15 protein-coding genes are annotated in these 16,476 nt (G+C 43.4%); 7 read left to right on the top strand and 8 right to left on the bottom strand.

All coding sequences use genetic code 11. From position 1 onward, the window contains the following. Positions 1–87: 87 nt before the first annotated feature. Both WKT01_RS03565 and WKT01_RS03560 read right to left on the bottom strand, forming a co-directional pair. Positions 88–1,803 (bottom strand): ammonium transporter, encoded by a 1,716-nt coding sequence (locus tag WKT01_RS03565; RefSeq protein ID WP_117974072.1) that lies wholly within the window; start codon positions 1,801–1,803, stop codon positions 88–90. A 30-nt stretch (positions 1,804–1,833) separates the two neighbouring features. Next, complete coding sequence (locus WKT01_RS03560; RefSeq protein ID WP_117974070.1) at positions 1,834–3,930, bottom strand: glutamine synthetase III family protein; 2,097 nt, start codon at positions 3,928–3,930, stop codon at positions 1,834–1,836. A 402-nt stretch (positions 3,931–4,332) separates the two neighbouring features. Between WKT01_RS03560 and WKT01_RS03555 the strand changes: the two genes are divergently transcribed. From WKT01_RS03555 to WKT01_RS03535, 5 genes are read left to right on the top strand one after another with little or no spacing between them, the layout of a single operon-like run. Then, on the top strand, positions 4,333–5,427 hold the full coding sequence (locus WKT01_RS03555) for a class II glutamine amidotransferase (RefSeq protein WP_117974066.1): 1,095 nt from the start codon (positions 4,333–4,335) through the stop codon (positions 5,425–5,427). Further along, positions 5,427–6,932: a glutamate synthase-related protein gene (locus WKT01_RS03550; protein WP_267304083.1), complete on the top strand. Its 1,506-nt coding sequence runs from the start codon at positions 5,427–5,429 to the stop codon at positions 6,930–6,932. Before WKT01_RS03555 ends, WKT01_RS03550 begins: the two co-directional genes overlap by 1 nt. 53 nt (positions 6,933–6,985) lie before the next feature. Continuing rightward, on the top strand, positions 6,986–7,708 hold the full coding sequence (locus WKT01_RS03545; RefSeq protein WP_059068085.1) for a GltB/FmdC/FwdC-like GXGXG domain-containing protein: 723 nt from the start codon (positions 6,986–6,988) through the stop codon (positions 7,706–7,708). 46 nt (positions 7,709–7,754) lie between these two features. After that, positions 7,755–8,966 (top strand): glutamine synthetase family protein, encoded by a 1,212-nt coding sequence (locus WKT01_RS03540; RefSeq protein WP_059068084.1) that lies wholly within the window; start codon positions 7,755–7,757, stop codon positions 8,964–8,966. A 31-nt stretch (positions 8,967–8,997) separates the two neighbouring features. Continuing rightward, the gene (locus WKT01_RS03535; protein ID WP_059068082.1) at positions 8,998–9,582 is read left to right on the top strand and encodes an ANTAR domain-containing response regulator; all 585 of its coding nucleotides are present in this window, start codon (positions 8,998–9,000) and stop codon (positions 9,580–9,582) included. A gap of 228 nt (positions 9,583–9,810) precedes the next feature. On the opposite strand, the gene WKT01_RS03530 is transcribed toward WKT01_RS03535, so the two are convergent. Together WKT01_RS03530 and WKT01_RS03525 are read right to left on the bottom strand one after the other, a co-directional pair. Continuing rightward, positions 9,811–11,193, bottom strand: coding sequence for a zinc ribbon domain-containing protein (locus WKT01_RS03530; RefSeq protein WP_059068080.1), 1,383 nt, complete (start codon positions 11,191–11,193; stop codon positions 9,811–9,813). A gap of 26 nt (positions 11,194–11,219) precedes the next feature. After that, entirely contained in the window at positions 11,220–11,684 is a 465-nt protein-coding gene (locus WKT01_RS03525) for a zinc-ribbon domain-containing protein (protein ID WP_117974062.1), read from the bottom strand. 130 nt (positions 11,685–11,814) lie between these two features. On the opposite strand from WKT01_RS03525, the gene WKT01_RS03520 reads away from it, so the two are divergent. Further along, positions 11,815–12,042, top strand: a complete 228-nt coding sequence (locus tag WKT01_RS03520; RefSeq protein ID WP_340311452.1) for a helix-turn-helix domain-containing protein — start codon at positions 11,815–11,817, stop codon at positions 12,040–12,042. Positions 12,043–12,102: 60 nt separating this feature from the next. Here WKT01_RS03520 and WKT01_RS03515 read toward each other — a convergent pair whose 3' ends face one another. Continuing rightward, the gene (locus tag WKT01_RS03515) at positions 12,103–12,819 is read right to left on the bottom strand and encodes a serine/threonine-protein kinase (RefSeq protein ID WP_340311451.1); all 717 of its coding nucleotides are present in this window, start codon (positions 12,817–12,819) and stop codon (positions 12,103–12,105) included. Between the two features lie 59 nt (positions 12,820–12,878). Between WKT01_RS03515 and WKT01_RS03510 the strand changes: the two genes are divergently transcribed. Further along, a complete protein-coding gene (locus WKT01_RS03510; protein WP_340311450.1) occupies positions 12,879–13,301 on the top strand; it encodes an XRE family transcriptional regulator in 423 nt (140 codons plus the stop codon). On the opposite strand, the gene WKT01_RS03505 is transcribed toward WKT01_RS03510, so the two are convergent. The 3 genes from WKT01_RS03505 to rbr all read right to left on the bottom strand — a co-directional run bounded on the left by WKT01_RS03505 (position 13,302) and on the right by rbr (position 16,450). After that, positions 13,302–13,976, bottom strand: a complete 675-nt coding sequence (locus tag WKT01_RS03505) for a zinc ribbon domain-containing protein (RefSeq protein ID WP_340311449.1) — start codon at positions 13,974–13,976, stop codon at positions 13,302–13,304. It abuts the gene before it with no gap. 48 nt (positions 13,977–14,024) lie between these two features. After that, on the bottom strand, positions 14,025–15,788 hold the full coding sequence (locus tag WKT01_RS03500) for a S8 family peptidase (protein WP_340311448.1): 1,764 nt from the start codon (positions 15,786–15,788) through the stop codon (positions 14,025–14,027). 65 nt (positions 15,789–15,853) lie between these two features. Further along, entirely contained in the window at positions 15,854–16,450 is a 597-nt protein-coding gene (rbr, locus tag WKT01_RS03495; RefSeq protein ID WP_059068067.1) for a rubrerythrin, read from the bottom strand. Positions 16,451–16,476 lie beyond the last annotated feature (26 nt).

The following is a 16,476-nucleotide window of genomic DNA, read 5'->3' as shown; positions in this document are numbered from 1 at the left end:
GTTCTCACTATTCCACACTCTCTGTAAGTGATCACCTGTATTACTTCTCTTTTCTCAAACGCTTTTGCTATATGCAGTTTCTTTGTTTTATTCTACGTCCTGAAGGGCATCAAAGCCCTCTTCACCGGTTCTTACCTTGACAACATTTTCCACATCGTAGACGAATATCTTCCCATCGCCGATATGTCCGGTATAAAGCGCCTTCTTTGCAGTCTCGATGACTCTGCGAACCGGAACAGCACTGACGACCATATCTACCTGCACTTTGGGAAGCAGATTCGCTTCTACCTGTATGCCTCGGTAATACTCCGGTTTTCCTTTCTGCACACCACATCCCAAAACATGAGAGACAGTCATTCCGGTAATACCGATGCTCATCATTGCACTCTTCAATACCTCAAATCGGGATTCTTTACATACGATCTCTATTTTTGTAAACTTTGCTGTTCCTTCCTCAAAAGCCGGAACTTTCTTCACCGGGATTGCTTCTGCCTCGGGAATATCTCCTGTTACCATCACCGGGGCAACGCCTTCGTCCTCTGTCACTGTATCCGGATACATTGCAAAACCGGCATATGCCGTCAACAGGCCATGTTCAGATACATCCAGTCCGGCTATCTCATCTTCTGCGTCTGCACGAAGTCCGATCGTATGCTTGATCGCCAAAAATATAATGGTAATGATCACAGCCACATAAACGGCAACAGAAAGAACCCCGATTACCTGCACGCCAAGGAAATGTCCTCCGCCTCCATAGAAAAGTCCGGCTTCTGTCGTCACGCCTGTCGCAAATAATCCTGTAAGAACTGTTCCTGTCGCGCCGCATACAAAATGAACAGATACCGCTCCGACCGGATCGTCGACTTTTGCTATTTTATCAAAAAACTCAACAGATAATACAACTAAAATGCCACATACGATACCAATGACTACGGCGCCCACCGGGCTTACCGCATCACATCCTGCCGTAATGCCTACGAGTCCCGCCAAAGCCGCATTGTATGTCATAGAGACATCCGGCTTCTTATAACGAATCCACGTGAAGACTAAAGTTGTACAGCAGGCTACGGCAGCTGCCATGTTTGTGTTAAAGAATACTCTTCCCGCCGTTTCCACCAAAGCGTCACTGTCCATACCTACCGTAGAAGCGCCATTAAACCCAAACCAGCAGAACCAGAGAATAAATACGCCAAGCGCCGCAAAGGTAAGGTTATGCCCGAGGATAGCCTGTGGTTTCCCGTCTTTATCGTATTTTCCAATACGAGGTCCTAAGATCTTTGCCCCGATCAGCGCGCAGAGCCCCCCTACCATATGCACGGCCGTAGAGCCCGCGAAATCGTGAAAGCCCATCTGGGACAGCCATCCGCCTCCCCAGATCCAGTGTCCTGAAATAGGGTAAATCAAAAGAGAAATTACTGCTGAATATATGCAGTACGCACTGAATTTTGTTCTCTCAGCCATTGCTCCGGACACGATCGTAGCAGATGTCGCGCAAAAAACAGTCTGGAAAATCACAAATGCCCACAGCGGAACTCCCGCAGGCAAAATAGAACTATAATCTCCCTTGATCATCGGATCAAAAGTCCCTATGACCGCAGAACCGCTTCCAAACATCAGGCCAAATCCTACCAGCCAGAATGCCGGTGTACCTATACAAAAATCCATCAGATTCTTCATCAGTATATTCCCTGTATTCTTTGCTCTGGTAAATCCTGCTTCACACATAGAGAACCCAGCCTGCATGAAAAACACTAACGCTGCCCCTATCAATACCCAAATCGTATTCACTGCACTATATGTCATAATCATTCCTTCTTTCTTTGCAATACACACTTATTTTACGCCGAACAACAGATCAGAATAAGTCGGAAACGGCCAGTATTTCTTTGCTGTGATCGTTTCTGCCTCGTCACAGGCAACCCGCAGTTCCCCCATTTTCCCCAATACGATATCACGGATCATATAAGCTTCTTCACTGACGTCCTTTATTTCCTCTACCTTCATCACGGCTTCCTTCAGTTCTTCAGCTCTGACTGCTATCTGCTCTTCCAGCCTTGTCAGCTTCTTCAGCAGTACTGCTTCATAACTGCAGGAAATAGACGCGTCTACTTCTTTTTTTGCTGCCGCTGTTTTGGCAAGTTCCAATACATAGGCGCTTACTGCCGGATCGATCTCCGTCTTTGCCATATCGATCATGGTATTTGCTTCTATCAGTACCGTTTTACAATAATTATCCAGCATGATCTCACATCTGGATCTTAATTCTGCCTCTGAGAACACCTTATGAGATGTCAGCATGCGTACATTCTTTTCATCTAAAAGATGCGGCATACAATCCGGTGTCGTGCGATAATTAAGAAGCCCTCTCTTCTCTGTCGCTTCCATGATCCATGTATCGTCATATCCGTTCCCATTAAAAATAATATGCTTATGATCTTTGATCGTCTTTCGTATCATTGCATGCAGCGTATCTTCAAAGTTTTCCGCTTTTTCCAGTCTGTCCGCATAAATCTTCAGGCTTTCCGCCACCGCGCTGTTCAGCATGATATTCGCGCAGGCAATACTGTTGGACGATCCCAGCATGCGGAACTCAAATTTATTTCCGGTAAAGGCAAATGGTGAAGTACGGTTACGATCTGTGGTATCCCGGTTAAACTTCGGAAGTACATTCACGCCAAGTTTCATCTGTGTTTTTTCAGTCCCCGTGTATAGCGTACCTTCCTCGATCGCTTCCAATACCGCGTTTAACTCATCTCCAAGGAATATGGATACTACTGCCGGAGGCGCTTCATTCGCGCCAAGTCTATGATCATTTCCGGCTGTTGCCACAGATAGGCGGAGCAGATCCTGATAATCGTCGACCGCTTTGATCACAGCACACAAAAACAACAAAAATTGCGCGTTTTCATACGGAGTTTCACCCGGAGATAGCAGATTTGTCCCTTTGTCTGTGGTAAGCGACCAGTTATTATGTTTGCCGCTTCCGTTTACTCCTGCAAATGGTTTTTCATGAAGAAGGCAGACAAGCCCATGTTTTTCCGCGACTTTCTGCATGATCTCCATTGTCAGCTGATTATGATCTGTAGCGATATTCGTTGTTGTATAGATTGGCGCAAGTTCATGCTGTGCCGGAGCCACCTCATTATGTTCCGTCTTAGCCAAGATACCCAGTTTCCAAAGTTCTTCATTTAATTCTTCCATATATGCGGCTACTTTGGGCTTGATCACGCCAAAATAGTGATCATCCATTTCTTGTCCCTTTGGCGGTTTTGCTCCAAAAAGGGTACGTCCTGTAAAGCGAAGATCTTTTCTCTGCTCATACATTTCTTTTGTGATGAGGAAATATTCCTGTTCCGGTCCTACTGAAGTACGTACACATTTTACCTCGTCATTTCCAAACAGATGAAGGATACGCATGGCCTGTTTATTCAGTGCTTCCATCGAACGCAGCAGCGGTGTCTTCTTATCTAACGCTTCTCCTCCGTAGGAACAGAACGCCGTAGGAATACATAAGGTCTTCTCTTTGATAAATGCATAAGAGGTTGGATCCCATGCAGTATACCCTCTTGCTTCAAAGGTCGCTCTAAGTCCGCCGGATGGGAAAGAAGACGCATCCGGTTCACCTTTGATCAGTTCCTTTCCGGAGAATTCCATGATCACTCCGCCATCCGGTGACGGCGAAATAAAACTATCATGTTTTTCTGCCGTCACACCAGTAAGCGGCTGAAACCAGTGGGTATAATGCGTTGCTCCATGGGCGACCGCCCAGTCTTTCATGGCTGCCGCGACTGCGTTCGCCACACTGATATCCAGTTTTGCGCCCTCATCGATCGTCTTTCTCAACGACTGATAGACTGCCGCTGACAACTTTGCCTTCATCACCCTGTCATCAAATACTTTACATCCGAAAAAATCTGGTACACTCTTCATACTTCCACTCCTCTCAATTTGAAAACAAAGAGGCAAGGGGTCTTATGCTCTTTTTACGCACTTAAAAGACACCCTTGCCTTTTCCATCAACTTCTATATATTTTCGTTTATAAAGTAAAAGACGCCTCTGAGAACTTTTTCTCAAAGACGCCCTTGCCTTTACGTGTTGGATAATACACCTGAAAAAATCGTTTGTCAATCCCTTTTTTTATTTTCTCGCCGTATCTTTTTTTAATTTTTTTTGAATCATGCCATAATTTTTCTTTTTTCTTGACAAAACCTGCCATCCGCTGTATAAATATTGGATATGAGCAAAGGCGTTCATTTTTAGAGCAGATTCTCTCTGTCCTAAAATGAATGCGTTTGCTTTTTTATTTATTCTGAAAGGAAGGTAAAAGGGTTATGAAGATTGAGGGTGAAGTAAGGATTCCTTCCGGATGTGCGATCTCGGCAGTGATTTCCAAAAACGGAAATAAGATGTCCGGTGAAATGATCACAAATTCTATGAAGCCCATGCATGATCGCTCCAACGGTTTGGGAGGAGGTTTTGCCGGTTACGGTATTTATCCCGCATATAAAGAGTTTTATGCGCTACATATGTTTTTTGATACTCGAGATACGAGAAAGCAATGTGAGGCTTTCTTAAAAGAGCAGTTTGAAATCGTTCAGTCTGAGATCATACCGACCCGCAAGATCCCAACAATTACAGATGAGCCTATTATATGGAGATATTTTATTGCTCCGCTGAAATCCGTCTTAGTTTCTCTGCAGCTGGATGAAAAAGAATTTGTCGCCAGAACAGTTATGAAGATCAACGCCAAACTGCCCGGCGCCTATGTATTTTCCAGCGGCAAGAACATGGGGACTTTCAAGGCAGTAGGTTTCCCGGAAGACGTCGGTGTTTTTTATAAGCTGGAGGAATATGAAGGCTATTCCTGGACTGCTCACGGGCGTTACCCGACGAATACTCCCGGATGGTGGGGCGGCGCACACCCCTTTACACTGCTCGATTATTCTGTCGTACATAACGGAGAAATTTCTTCCTATGATGCCAACCGTCGATTTATCGAAATGTTTGGGTATAAATGTACCCTTCAGACCGACACAGAAGTCATTACTTATATCATGGACTATCTTCTTCGTGTCCAGGGTCTCACCCTTGGCGAGGCAGCAAGTGTTATTGCCGCTCCGTTCTGGAGTACGATTTCCGCAAAAACAGATTTGGAAGACCAAAGAAAGCATATCTATCTCAGAACACTCTTTCCAAGCCTGCTCGTGACCGGACCTTTTTCTATTGTGTTGGGATTTAACGGCGGATTGATGGCGCTGAACGACCGCCTGAAACTCCGCTCGACAGTAGTCGGCGAAAAAGACGATAAAGTATTCATCGCCAGCGAAGAAGCCGCTATTCGGACTATGGAACCAGACGCAGAAAATATCTGGTCTCCTTCCGGTGGAGAACCTGTCATTGTGAAAGTAAAGGAAGGTGCGTTTTAATGAGTATAGAATTTATTTATCCGGAATTTGAGATCATCAGAAATGAAAACAGATGTATTGCCTGTCGCATTTGTGAACGCCAATGTGCCAATGAAGTCCACAGCTACGATAAAGAATACAAGATTATGCAGTGTGATGAAACCAAATGTGTAAACTGCCAGCGCTGTGTTTCCTTCTGTCCGACCAGGGCATTAAAAATAGTAAAAACCGACTGTACGCTTCGTGAAAATACCAACTGGCAGAACGATATCGTCAAAGAGATCTACAAACAGGCCAACAGCGGCGGTGTCCTTTTATCCTCTATGGGCAATCCGAAATCTTTTCCCGTATACTGGGATAAGATCCTGATCAATGCTTCCCAGGTCACTAACCCTCCCATCGATCCTCTGCGGGAACCTATGGAAACCAGGGTGTATCTTGGGAAAAAGCCACAAAAGGCAGGTCGTACAGAAGATGGAAAATTAGACTGTACGCTGCCGCCACAGCTAAAACTTTCTATGCCGGTCTTGTTCTCTGCCATGAGTTACGGATCTATCAGTTACAATGCACATAAAGCTCTGGCAGTGGCTGCAAACAAACTCAATATCTTATATAACACCGGGGAAGGCGGTCTGCATGAAGATTTTTACTGCTATGGCAAAAACACGATCGTCCAGGTAGCTTCCGGACGTTTCGGTGTCCACGAAAAATATCTGAAGACAGGTGCTGCGATTGAAATTAAAATGGGACAGGGCGCAAAACCGGGTATCGGCGGTCATCTCCCGGGAACAAAAATCGTAGGAGATGTATCCCGTACCCGTATGATCCCCACAGGTTCAGACGCAATCTCTCCCGCCCCTCACCATGATATCTACTCGATTGAAGATTTACGTCAGCTTGTCTTCTCTCTAAAAGAAGCTACGGAATATAAAAAACCTGTTATCGTAAAAGTTGCCGCAGTTCACAATATTGCCGCCATTGCAAGCGGAATCGCGCGAAGCGGCGCTGATATCATTGCCATCGACGGTTTCCGGGGTGGGACGGGGGCTGCTCCTACCAGGATCCGTGATAACGTAGGCATTCCAATCGAACTTGCCCTGGCAGCGGTTGACCAGCGTCTGCGTGATGAGGGCATACGCAATACTGTATCTCTTGTAGTCGGCGGAAGTATCCGAAGCGCCGCCGATGTGGTAAAAGCCGTTGCCCTTGGCGCGGATGCCTGCTATGTAGCCACCGGTGCCCTTTTAGCCCTGGGCTGTCATCTCTGCCGCTCCTGTCAGAGCGGTAAATGCAATTGGGGCATCGCGACCCAGCGTCCCGAACTCGTAGAAAGGCTGGACCCGGAAATCGGAAGTAAACGGCTGATCAATCTGTTGTCCGCGTGGAAACACGAGATCAAAGAACTGATGGGCGGCATGGGCATCAATTCCATCGAAGCTCTGCGTGGGAACAGGCTGATGTTGCGCGGCATTGGCTTGACATCGAAAGAGTTGGAGATACTTGGTATTTCTCATGCCGGAGAATAATGCGTATGTATTCGCGAAAATATGTAAACATTTAGGGAAAGGTGTGATATAATATGGAAATCATCCATGCGACAAGTTTAGATTCCAGAGCTATAAATAAGGCGCTGCGCACTTCAGACAGCGACTGTTTGATCGACGGATGCTGCGGTCAGAGATTTATCGCAGCTGGCATGTCGGATAAAAAACTTACCATTCACGGAATACCGGGAAATGCGCTGGGCGCATATTTAAATAATGCTCATATTACTGTAAATGCCAATGCGCAGGACGCTGTAGGTGACACAATGAACGAAGGCAAAATACTGATCCGCGGCAATATCGGCGATGCTGCCGGTTACGCCATGCGAGGCGGAAAGATCTATGTACAGGGCAACGCAGGATACCGCGCTGGAATCCATATGAAAGCTTACAAAGAAAAGGTTCCTGTTATGATCATCGGCGGGCATGCGGGAAGCTTTCTGGGAGAATATCAGGCAGGCGGCATAATCGTCGTTCTTGGACTCCATACGGACGGCAGGCAGATCGTGGGCAATTTTCCATGTACTGGCATGCATGGCGGCAAGATGTTCCTGCGCGGCAGCTGCGAAAACATCCTCTTTCCGAAACAAGTGACGGCAAGATGTGCATCCGCAAAGGATTTGGACGAGATCCAGGAGTATCTGTCCGAATACTGCGCAGATTTTGGCTATTCTTTGGACAAGCTTTTGTCTGCTCCTTTTACAGTCATCACACCGGACAGCAAAAATCCATATAAACAGATGTATGTTGCGAATTAATTTCACATCCCTCAAAATGATGTTAGAAAAGAAAGTAGGTAGATTTATGAAATATTCAAAAGAAGAGGTTATCCAATATGTACAGGAAGAGGATGTAAAATTCATCCGCCTTGCCTTTTGTGATGTATTTGGGAAGCAAAAAAACATATCCATCATGCCAGAGGAACTACCTCGCGCTTTTGAGTATGGCATTGCCATTGACGCATCCGCCATTGACGGTTTTGGTGATGAAAACCATTCTGATCTTTTTCTTCATCCGGATGCAGACTCACTGATGCCTTTGCCGTGGAGACCAGAACATGGACGTGTAGTGCGGATGTTCTGTACCATCACACATCCAAACGGAGAAGTATTCGCATGTGATACCCGTTCTATTTTAAAGAATGCAGTAAAAGAAGCCACGGATGCGGGATATCGTTTTTTCTTTGGCGCAGAACAGGAATTTTATCTGTTTAAATTGGATGACAACGGAAATCCGACCAAAGAGCCTTATGATGAAGCGTCCTACATGGATATTGCTCCTGAAGACCGAGGTGAAAATATCCGCCGCGAGGTATGCCTGATGTTGGAACAGATGGGGATACAGCCGGAAAGTTCACACCACGAAGAAGGACCGGGACAAAACGAGATTGATTTCCGCTATTCAGATCCGCTGACTGCTGCTGACAATGCCATGACTTTCCAAACCGTCGTAAAAACAATCGCCCGGGTCAACGGAATCTTTGCCGATTTCAGCCCAAAGCCACTGAAAAACAAACCGGGAAACGGATTCCACATCAATATATCCGTAAAATCCCCGGATGATACAGATCGTATGTATGATATGATAGCAGGTATTCTGGATAAAGTGTCAGATATGACTGTATTTTTAAATCCATCCGAAGATTCCTATGAACGTCTGGGCAACAATAAGGCTCCAAAATATATTTCCTGGTCCCGTGAAAACCGTTCCCAGCTTGTCAGAGTGCCTGCCGCCGCGGATAAGTACCAGCGCGCAGAACTTCGTTCGCCGGATCCATCCGCAAATACTTACCTGGCATTTGCACTATTGATCTATGCAGTTCTTGACGGAATCCAAAACCCCAAAAAGCTTCCGAGCCCTGCCGATATTAATCTGTACACGGCAGATGCAGATATACTAGCAGGTTTCAGACAGCTTCCGCAAGATTTTAAATCTGCCTGTGAGGTTGCCGCCGACAGCGATTTCATCAAGAAATATATACCGGACGCCATCTTAGATATCTATCGCAGACACTAGTTTATATGAATAAAAAAGGAGAAGGTGCAAAATGAGTTTAAAAGAACGTGTTTACAGTATACTCGTTGTATCCGCAGCAGATAATTTTAACTCGGCCTTTGCCGCCATTCTCCCCGAAACGAGATATTCTCTCATCCATACCGCCGCAAGTGTCAGCGCCGCCAAACGAGTGCTTGCAGAAAAGACTTTTGATTTTGTTCTCATCAACGCTCCTTTACCGGACGATGCCGGTACTCGTTTCGCGATTGATATCTGTACCGCCAAACAATCTATCGTACTTCTCATGGTAAAAAATGATATTCATGACAGTATTCATGACAAAGTTGCTGAATATGGAGTCTTCACACTGCCAAAGCCAATCTCAAAATCCACCTTGCTCCATGCCCTGAACTGGATGGAAAGTGCCAGAGGATACTTACGGCAATTTGAAAAAAAATCTTTATCCATTGAAGAAAAAATGGCTGAGATCCGCCTGGTCAACAAAGCGAAATGGTTTCTGATCAGTGAACTCTCCATGAGTGAGCCGGAGGCCCACCGTTACATAGAAAAACAGGCAATGGACCGCTGTATCACGAAACGGATGATTGCCGAAGAAATTATTAAAACTTATACTTAGTTTTCTGCATTTATCTTCTTTCTAACAGCGTTGTTCTGTCATGTGATCCATATGTGCTGCCAAAGCAGCCCCATTGCAACGGCTCTTACACTAAGAAGGCCGGCAGTAGCCAGCCTTCTGTAAATCACTAATTCAGCATTTCATCCATGCTTTTATAAGCATTTTCTATTCAGCAATCAATAATAAGAAATTTCATCCATGCTTTTATAAGCATTTTCTATTCAGCAATCAATAATAAGAAATTTCATTGTAAACTAAATTCACACCATCCGGGCTGCTTACCGTACACTCCAAATATCTTGCTCCTCCTGTTCCCGTCATACTCGGACCTTCAAAAGTAATCGTATATAATTGATTTGTTGCCGATTGTCCATTCTCCAACACATCATCGTTTAATACTCTCTTTTCTAGAATCATATATGTACTATTCGCATCGCTAAAATACTCTGAAAGGGAAATGGCATTTTTAATTGTACTTTCCACCATGCCCTGATATTCATTCACATGTGCTCCAAAGTCTCCCCATGTTCCCTCATAGAAGATTAAATTATCGAACATTTCAAGAATTTCATTTGACTGTGTTCCTGAATCCGAATGAGTAATTTCTTCTGTATTACTCACTTCCGCATTTTCTTCATCAGTAATTTCCGCATTTTCTTCATCAGTAATTTCCGCATTTTCTTCATCATGTACAATCGGATTTTCTTTGCTCGGTAAATCAGGATTATTTACCCATGCTTCTTCATAATGCTCTTTCGTACAGGCACTCATCTTAAACAAAGCAGCTTCTTCCGAATTATTATAATACATTAACTCAAACACTGTTCCCTCTTTATACATATGGCCATAGCCGCCCGCTTCTTTCATTTTAAGATACAGCTCTTGAAATTCATCTGTATCTTCACCAAATGAATCACAAATTAATTTTCCGAATCTGTCTCCGACATTTCGATACTCCATTGGAAATTGTGCTGTAATTCCTACAATCTGGTCCGTATCTTTTAAAGCTAAAATCTGAACCCCTATATTGTCCGGAATAAAAGAATACTGATTCGTATACGTATATTTTAAGTAATTTTCTCCACTTGGAAGTTCCTCTGTATCCTCACTCTCCAACAAAGTGGTTCCAGGTATCATCTGGGGTGTCATAGTTTGAACCATCAATTCTTCCACCTCTGAATCATAGGCGGCTGCTTCTTGTAGTGAATCTAAAGTTTCCTCATATACTTCCATACGAAAAATTTCTTCATCGCCACTGCACCAAGATTCATTTGCCATTTCGTTAAATCTATCGCAATATTCTTGTACTGTCATCTTATATGCTTTTCCATCTTTTGTTAAGACCGACTCTCGCCCTTTCTCAACATTGCCTTTTTCCACTTCTTTATACCCCTTTTTGAAATCCGAAAAAAAACCGGTTGCAATACCAACTATAACCAATACAACCGCCACGATACTAACTCCCACTAAAATAACTTTTTTCTTGTTCTTCTTACTCCCTTTTACAACTCCAACTGTTTTTATACTGTTTTCACACTGCATCCCACATTTAGTACAAAATTTCGCATTATCACTTAATTCATTGCCGCACTTTACGCATATTTTTCCCATATTTACCCCTCTTTTCTTACTTCTATCTATTGTTGTATCTTCATTCCACAATTCCCACAAAATTTTGCATTCGCCAAAATTTGATTCCCACAGTTACTACAGAATTTTACTGACACATTAGTATTTGATTCTACCGTCTTCTTTTGTTTTACTTCCAACGCATACTGCATGATCAATCTTTTCCATGTTTCTTTTTCTTTCCCTTTTACGACAAATTTATATATTTCCCCACTATTACACTCAATTTTTATCATATTGGGGGTCGGTGTTAAAATATGAAAACCATTTTGTGCATATTTAATCTCACTCAATGGTATATAATATTCTCTTTGACCTATATTCAAAGCGTGCGCTATAAAAATCAGCCTTTGATTCGTCAGTGTCAAATGTCCTCCTTTGTTATATCCCAATACGCTTGCAGGCCCTTTTTGATACTGTATATTTGCAGCACCCTTGAAAATTTCTCTTTCTTCTTTCATTAAGTGATCCATAAATCCTTTCTCCTTCGTATACTTTCATTCTTATTACATTTTAGGTCAATTAGTCCCTAATAGTCAATAGGTCATCATGCCATAATTTAATTATATTTCAACACTCCACAAAAAGGAGGTGTAATGTCTATTGTCACGCTTAAAAGACTTACGCAAAGAACGTGGCTACACGCAAATCAAAATGCAGCATTTAACTGGTATAGACCAAAGTGATTACTCCAAGATAGAAAATGGCAAACGCTACTATACCTTTGAACAATGCCGGAAGATAGCCCTCGCCCTTGGCACAAGCATGGACTATCTTTCCGGACTGACGGATGAAAAGAAACCTTACCCACGTTCCCATTCATCCAATTAGCAGAAAAACTGCCTATCATCATTATAATGACAGGCAGTTCTTTTGTACTATGCACGCTGCTTAGAAACGTAGTTTATTCAATTTTTCTTTCACTTCCATTACATGTTTATAGCGTTTATTCGGGTTTACCATAATACATTTTTCTATAATATTTCCGATTTTCCCGATTGCCATTTCATTCACAGGGTGTTTTCCGGTCAGCATGACGTTCATCAGAATTCCTAACCCATAGATATCCGTTCTTTCATCCGATTGTGCTTCTCCGTATTGCTCCGGTGCGGCATATCCAATCGTGCCTACTGTTCTCGTATCTTTTTGCGAATACATCTTATAGATTTTAGCAGCGTCAAAATCCATAATCTTCACTTCTCTGTTTTTCATAACCAGGATGTTTTCAGGTTTGATATCCCTGTGGATAATCTGATTCAAATGCAGCGCATATAATCCGTCGCACACCTGACTTATGATTTCTTTCACATACCTTTCTGATAATGTTTCCTGTTCCAATCGTTCCGCGATCGTGATCCCCGGTATAAATTCTTCCAGGATCATCGTTTCTCCTTCATTCCGACACACCTCATAAATTAAGGGAAGATGTTCTTGCTTCACCCCAAGCAGTCTTTCATACGCAGGATAAAGCCCTCTTAGTTTCTTAACTACCACGTAATTTTCCAACTGCTTATGCTTATATAAAAGCACCTCCCCGCTCTCTTTTTTCTTTAATACTTTCACAAAAATATAATACTTTTCCAAGTTCTCCTGCAGCCACTGATACATACCTTTCTCCCATTGCAAACCTGATTTTCTCATGCTATACTCTCTACGAGGTGATACAGGTGATAAAAAAACCAACTGATGAATTGATGGACGCATTAAACCAATGTTCGTCTGTCGAAGAATATATGAACAACGAACAAGATTATTTGATCGATTCTACTGTTTCCGACTATTTGAACCAACTATTAGAAGAAAAATCTTTGAAAAAATCTACAGTGATTAAAAATTCGGAACTCAATGAAATCTATGGATATCAGATTTTTTCAGGAAAGCGTATTCCTTCCCGTGACAAATTGATTTCCATTTCCTTTGGAATGAATCTTTCTCTCGATGAGACACAAGCGCTTTTAAAATATGCGGGTTTTGCCCCTTTATATCCCAAACAAAAGCGTGACAGCCTGCTGATCTGGGGCAAGAATCATCAGTTTTCCGTTTATCAGATCAACGAGTTACTTTATACCGAAAACGAAGACACTCTGTAATTATTGCACATAATAGTATTCCAGCTGTTCCACCATGCCGTCATCCGAAAAAGTGATATTTAATCCCGGATTGAGCGCTCTGTCAAAACGATAGCAGAGTTCTTTTTCATACTCCTGATCCGGTGTTCCTAATATTGCTTTTATACTGCTGATATCAGATGTGCCGTCAATCCCATAGATTCCATATTCCTCTTTATTTTCTCTCGCTGTATAATCAATCAAAATATCCTGTACAACCGCTTCTTGATTGACTGCAACCGTTATCATTCCAAATGTATAGATATCCATTCCATTTTCGTGGTACATTGCATCCGTTTCTTTGCCTAATGTTGATTTCATATTAGCAAACTCATTTCCAAGCACATCTCTTAAATCCTGTTTCACTTCAGAATCGTAGGTAATATTATCATCTGTCCTAAAATGTTCATTCATGATATTTTGGATCTCTGCTTCCTCTAAGTAGTCCTTATTTACACGACTTTGCATTACAAGCTTCACCAGCGGAATCATGAGCAACATTCCAATGATCAAGACGCTTCCAAATACCCACAATAACATATGGTTTTTATGCGTGTCCTTTATCTGTATTTCCTGTTTCTCATAGTGAAACATACACCTCGGACAAAAATGTGCTTCATCCGGCAATTCCATACTACAATTTGGACATTCTTTCATCAGCCCACCTCTTTGCCCTTTATTTTATGATATAATTATATCTTGTTTTTATATGTTATCAATACCTTTTATAAAATTCGGTATACTCTCCTCCACACACAGCGCCCCATACCCCACCTGATTATTCGGGTATTCCTCAAATCCCGGCAGTTGTCTCGCCCCTCTTCTCAGATAGGCCTTCACCTTCTCTCCATAAAGATATGGATCGTTCCCTTTTACAATCCCCCATTCCATCATAAGCGCCGCGCTTCCTGTCACAAAGGGTACGGCAAAGGATGTGCCGCTGAATTTCGCATATCCGTCTCCTGCAGGTGCCATAATATCTACTCCCGGAGCCACCAGATCCGGCTTCTGCATCTCTGCGGGATTTTCTGTTTCCGCTCCGCGTCCTGAAAAATCTGCATAGGTAAATGTTAAAGCATTATAAGCTCCTACAGTGATTACTCTAGATGCCGTAGAGGGGATCGTCAGTGTCATTTCTACAGACGGCTTTAGAAATGCCGTTCCAATGTTCAAAACATTTTCGCTCGGCAGCCACATCTGGTAAGTTCCATCCGTGATCTTCCGTGGTTCCAGCATGATTCTCCACACACCTGCTTCAATGTACTGCTCCCGTGGAAGAAAATCCAAAAAAATCTCCTGGCGGACACTGAATGGCTTTGGCTCCCCATAGTATAAAAGCAACTCCGTCCCTCCCAGAACAAACCTCTGCGCTCCCAATGTTTCTTTGACCGGTCCTGTCTGTACGCCGGACGGACTGATTACAGAAATATCGATCTCATCCACATAGGATTTCCATATCTGCAGATTAAGAGCCGGCTCATTCATCTGTACTCCCAGCTGTATCTGCGCGGTTTCCTCTTCATTTACTCTGCCCCACGCATGCCCCGCACTGTTTCCTTCATTTCCACTGCCCACACAGATCACACTTTTCCATACGTCAGAAACCGCATCTATAAATCTTTCCAACAGCGTTGTTCCATCATGTGAGCCATATGTGTTGCCAAAGCTTATATTGACCGCCACCGGCATCCGATATTCCAATGCTTTTCGGATCACATAATCTACTGCCTGCATCATCTCTGTTGTTCTGGGAAAACCGTCTTGTCTGGCATTTCCTAATTTTACAATAAGCAGATCACTTTCGTAGGCAGCGCCTCTGTACCGGCTTCCTTCACTTCTGCTTCCATTTCCTGCTGCCACGCCTGCCACAGCCGTGCCATGCCCTGATGTGTCCGTACTTGGAACAATGGTCTTCATGGCGGCTATATCCCCTCTCTGCGCAAGCGCTCTATTGATCTCTTCTTCCGTATATTCTGTCCCCAGCGCATATCCTGCCGGCGGACTACCCTGTATACTCTGATCCCACAGCGCCCTTATCCTCGTCGTTCCATCTTTCTTACAAAAATCCGGATTCGCATAATCGATCCCGCTGTCTATGACAGCGATCAATATCCCCTTCCCTGACAGAGAAAAAGGAGGACGCTGCACAGATTCTATGCAGGAGACCCTCCTTGCGTTCTCTGCCTCAAAGAATAATCTCTTAGGCTTTTCTATAAATTCAATTTCCGGGAAGCGTGCCAGATTTTCTATCTGTTTTTCTTCTATTGTCAAAACTGCATATCCGCTTAACAGTTCTGTGACGGATATTGCGATCTTACGTATTTCAGACAGAGAACCAGAATACTTTATGATCAGATCCCATTGTCTTTCTATCGGGTAATATCCGACTTCTAATTCCAGAGATTTCGTACGTTCTTCCTCTGTTGCCTCCAGCGCAAGGTTCAATAGATTTTCCGATTTCTGGCTCATGACCTGACTCCTTATTTCCCCTTTCTATACCTCTTATTCCGACATACAAGCTCATATTTTCTCCGCTAACCTTTATATGGGACAAATTCCTCCGGCAGGAAATATCCCTGTTCATGTCTGCAGACCGGACATACTTTCGGCGCCTGTTTTCCTTCATGGATATACCCACAATTCGTGCACATCCATGTACTGACTTCCTCCCTTTCATAATACGTATGATTTTCTAGCATCTGTGCCAGTTTCCCAAATCGTTCCTGATGAATGTGTTCAATCTGCGCAATCTGATAAAAGGCCGATGCAGCTTCTAAAAAACCTTCCTCTTTCGCTTCATCGCCGAACTTCTGGTAGACCTCCTCATATTCTTCTCGTTCATTGTGCTCTGCTGCCCGCAAAAGATCTGCAAGTATATCCTGCTGATCAACAGGATATGTTCCGTCGATCTGAATCGTCTGTCCAGACACTTCTTTCAAAAGATGATAAAAACGTTCTGCATGGGCACGCTCCTGCTCTGCCGTATACCGGAAAATGTCTGATACTGCATACATCCCTGCTTTTTCTGCTTTTTCAGCCCCGATCGTATATCGATTTCTCGCCTGACTTTCCCCTGCGAACGCTCTCATAAGATTCTCTTTTGTTCTGCTCTGTAAAAAATCACAAGCCATGATACATACCTCTTTTCTTTTTTATT

It is taken from the genome of Mediterraneibacter sp. ICN-202921 (assembly GCF_037890075.1).
In the GTDB taxonomy this organism is placed as follows: domain Bacteria; phylum Bacillota; class Clostridia; order Lachnospirales; family Lachnospiraceae; genus Mediterraneibacter; species Mediterraneibacter massiliensis.
Note: the sequence above shows the minus strand (reverse complement) of the source record. Positions and strands in the feature narration are given on the sequence as shown.

Bases quoted from the DNA above. Each gene is read 5' to 3' on its own strand.
- WKT01_RS03505 (WP_340311449.1), bottom strand. From the start codon at position 13,976: ATGAAAGAATGTCCAAATTGTAGTATGGAATTGCCGGATGAAGCACAT.
- WKT01_RS03500 (WP_340311448.1), bottom strand. From the start codon at position 15,788: ATGAGCCAGAAATCGGAAAATCTATTGAACCTTGCGCTGGAGGCAACA.
- WKT01_RS03525 (WP_117974062.1), bottom strand. From the start codon at position 11,684: ATGGATCACTTAATGAAAGAAGAAAGAGAAATTTTCAAGGGTGCTGCA.
- WKT01_RS03555 (WP_117974066.1), top strand. From the start codon at position 4,333: ATGAAGATTGAGGGTGAAGTAAGGATTCCTTCCGGATGTGCGATCTCG.
- WKT01_RS03515 (WP_340311451.1), bottom strand. From the start codon at position 12,819: ATGTATCAGTGGCTGCAGGAGAACTTGGAAAAGTATTATATTTTTGTG.
- WKT01_RS03560 (WP_117974070.1), bottom strand. From the start codon at position 3,930: ATGAAGAGTGTACCAGATTTTTTCGGATGTAAAGTATTTGATGACAGG.
- WKT01_RS03545 (WP_059068085.1), top strand. From the start codon at position 6,986: ATGGAAATCATCCATGCGACAAGTTTAGATTCCAGAGCTATAAATAAG.
- WKT01_RS03550 (WP_267304083.1), top strand. From the start codon at position 5,427: ATGAGTATAGAATTTATTTATCCGGAATTTGAGATCATCAGAAATGAA.
- WKT01_RS03535 (WP_059068082.1), top strand. From the start codon at position 8,998: ATGAGTTTAAAAGAACGTGTTTACAGTATACTCGTTGTATCCGCAGCA.
- rbr (WP_059068067.1), bottom strand. From the start codon at position 16,450: ATGGCTTGTGATTTTTTACAGAGCAGAACAAAAGAGAATCTTATGAGA.
- WKT01_RS03530 (WP_059068080.1), bottom strand. From the start codon at position 11,193: ATGGGAAAAATATGCGTAAAGTGCGGCAATGAATTAAGTGATAATGCG.
- WKT01_RS03540 (WP_059068084.1), top strand. From the start codon at position 7,755: ATGAAATATTCAAAAGAAGAGGTTATCCAATATGTACAGGAAGAGGAT.
- WKT01_RS03565 (WP_117974072.1), bottom strand. From the start codon at position 1,803: ATGACATATAGTGCAGTGAATACGATTTGGGTATTGATAGGGGCAGCG.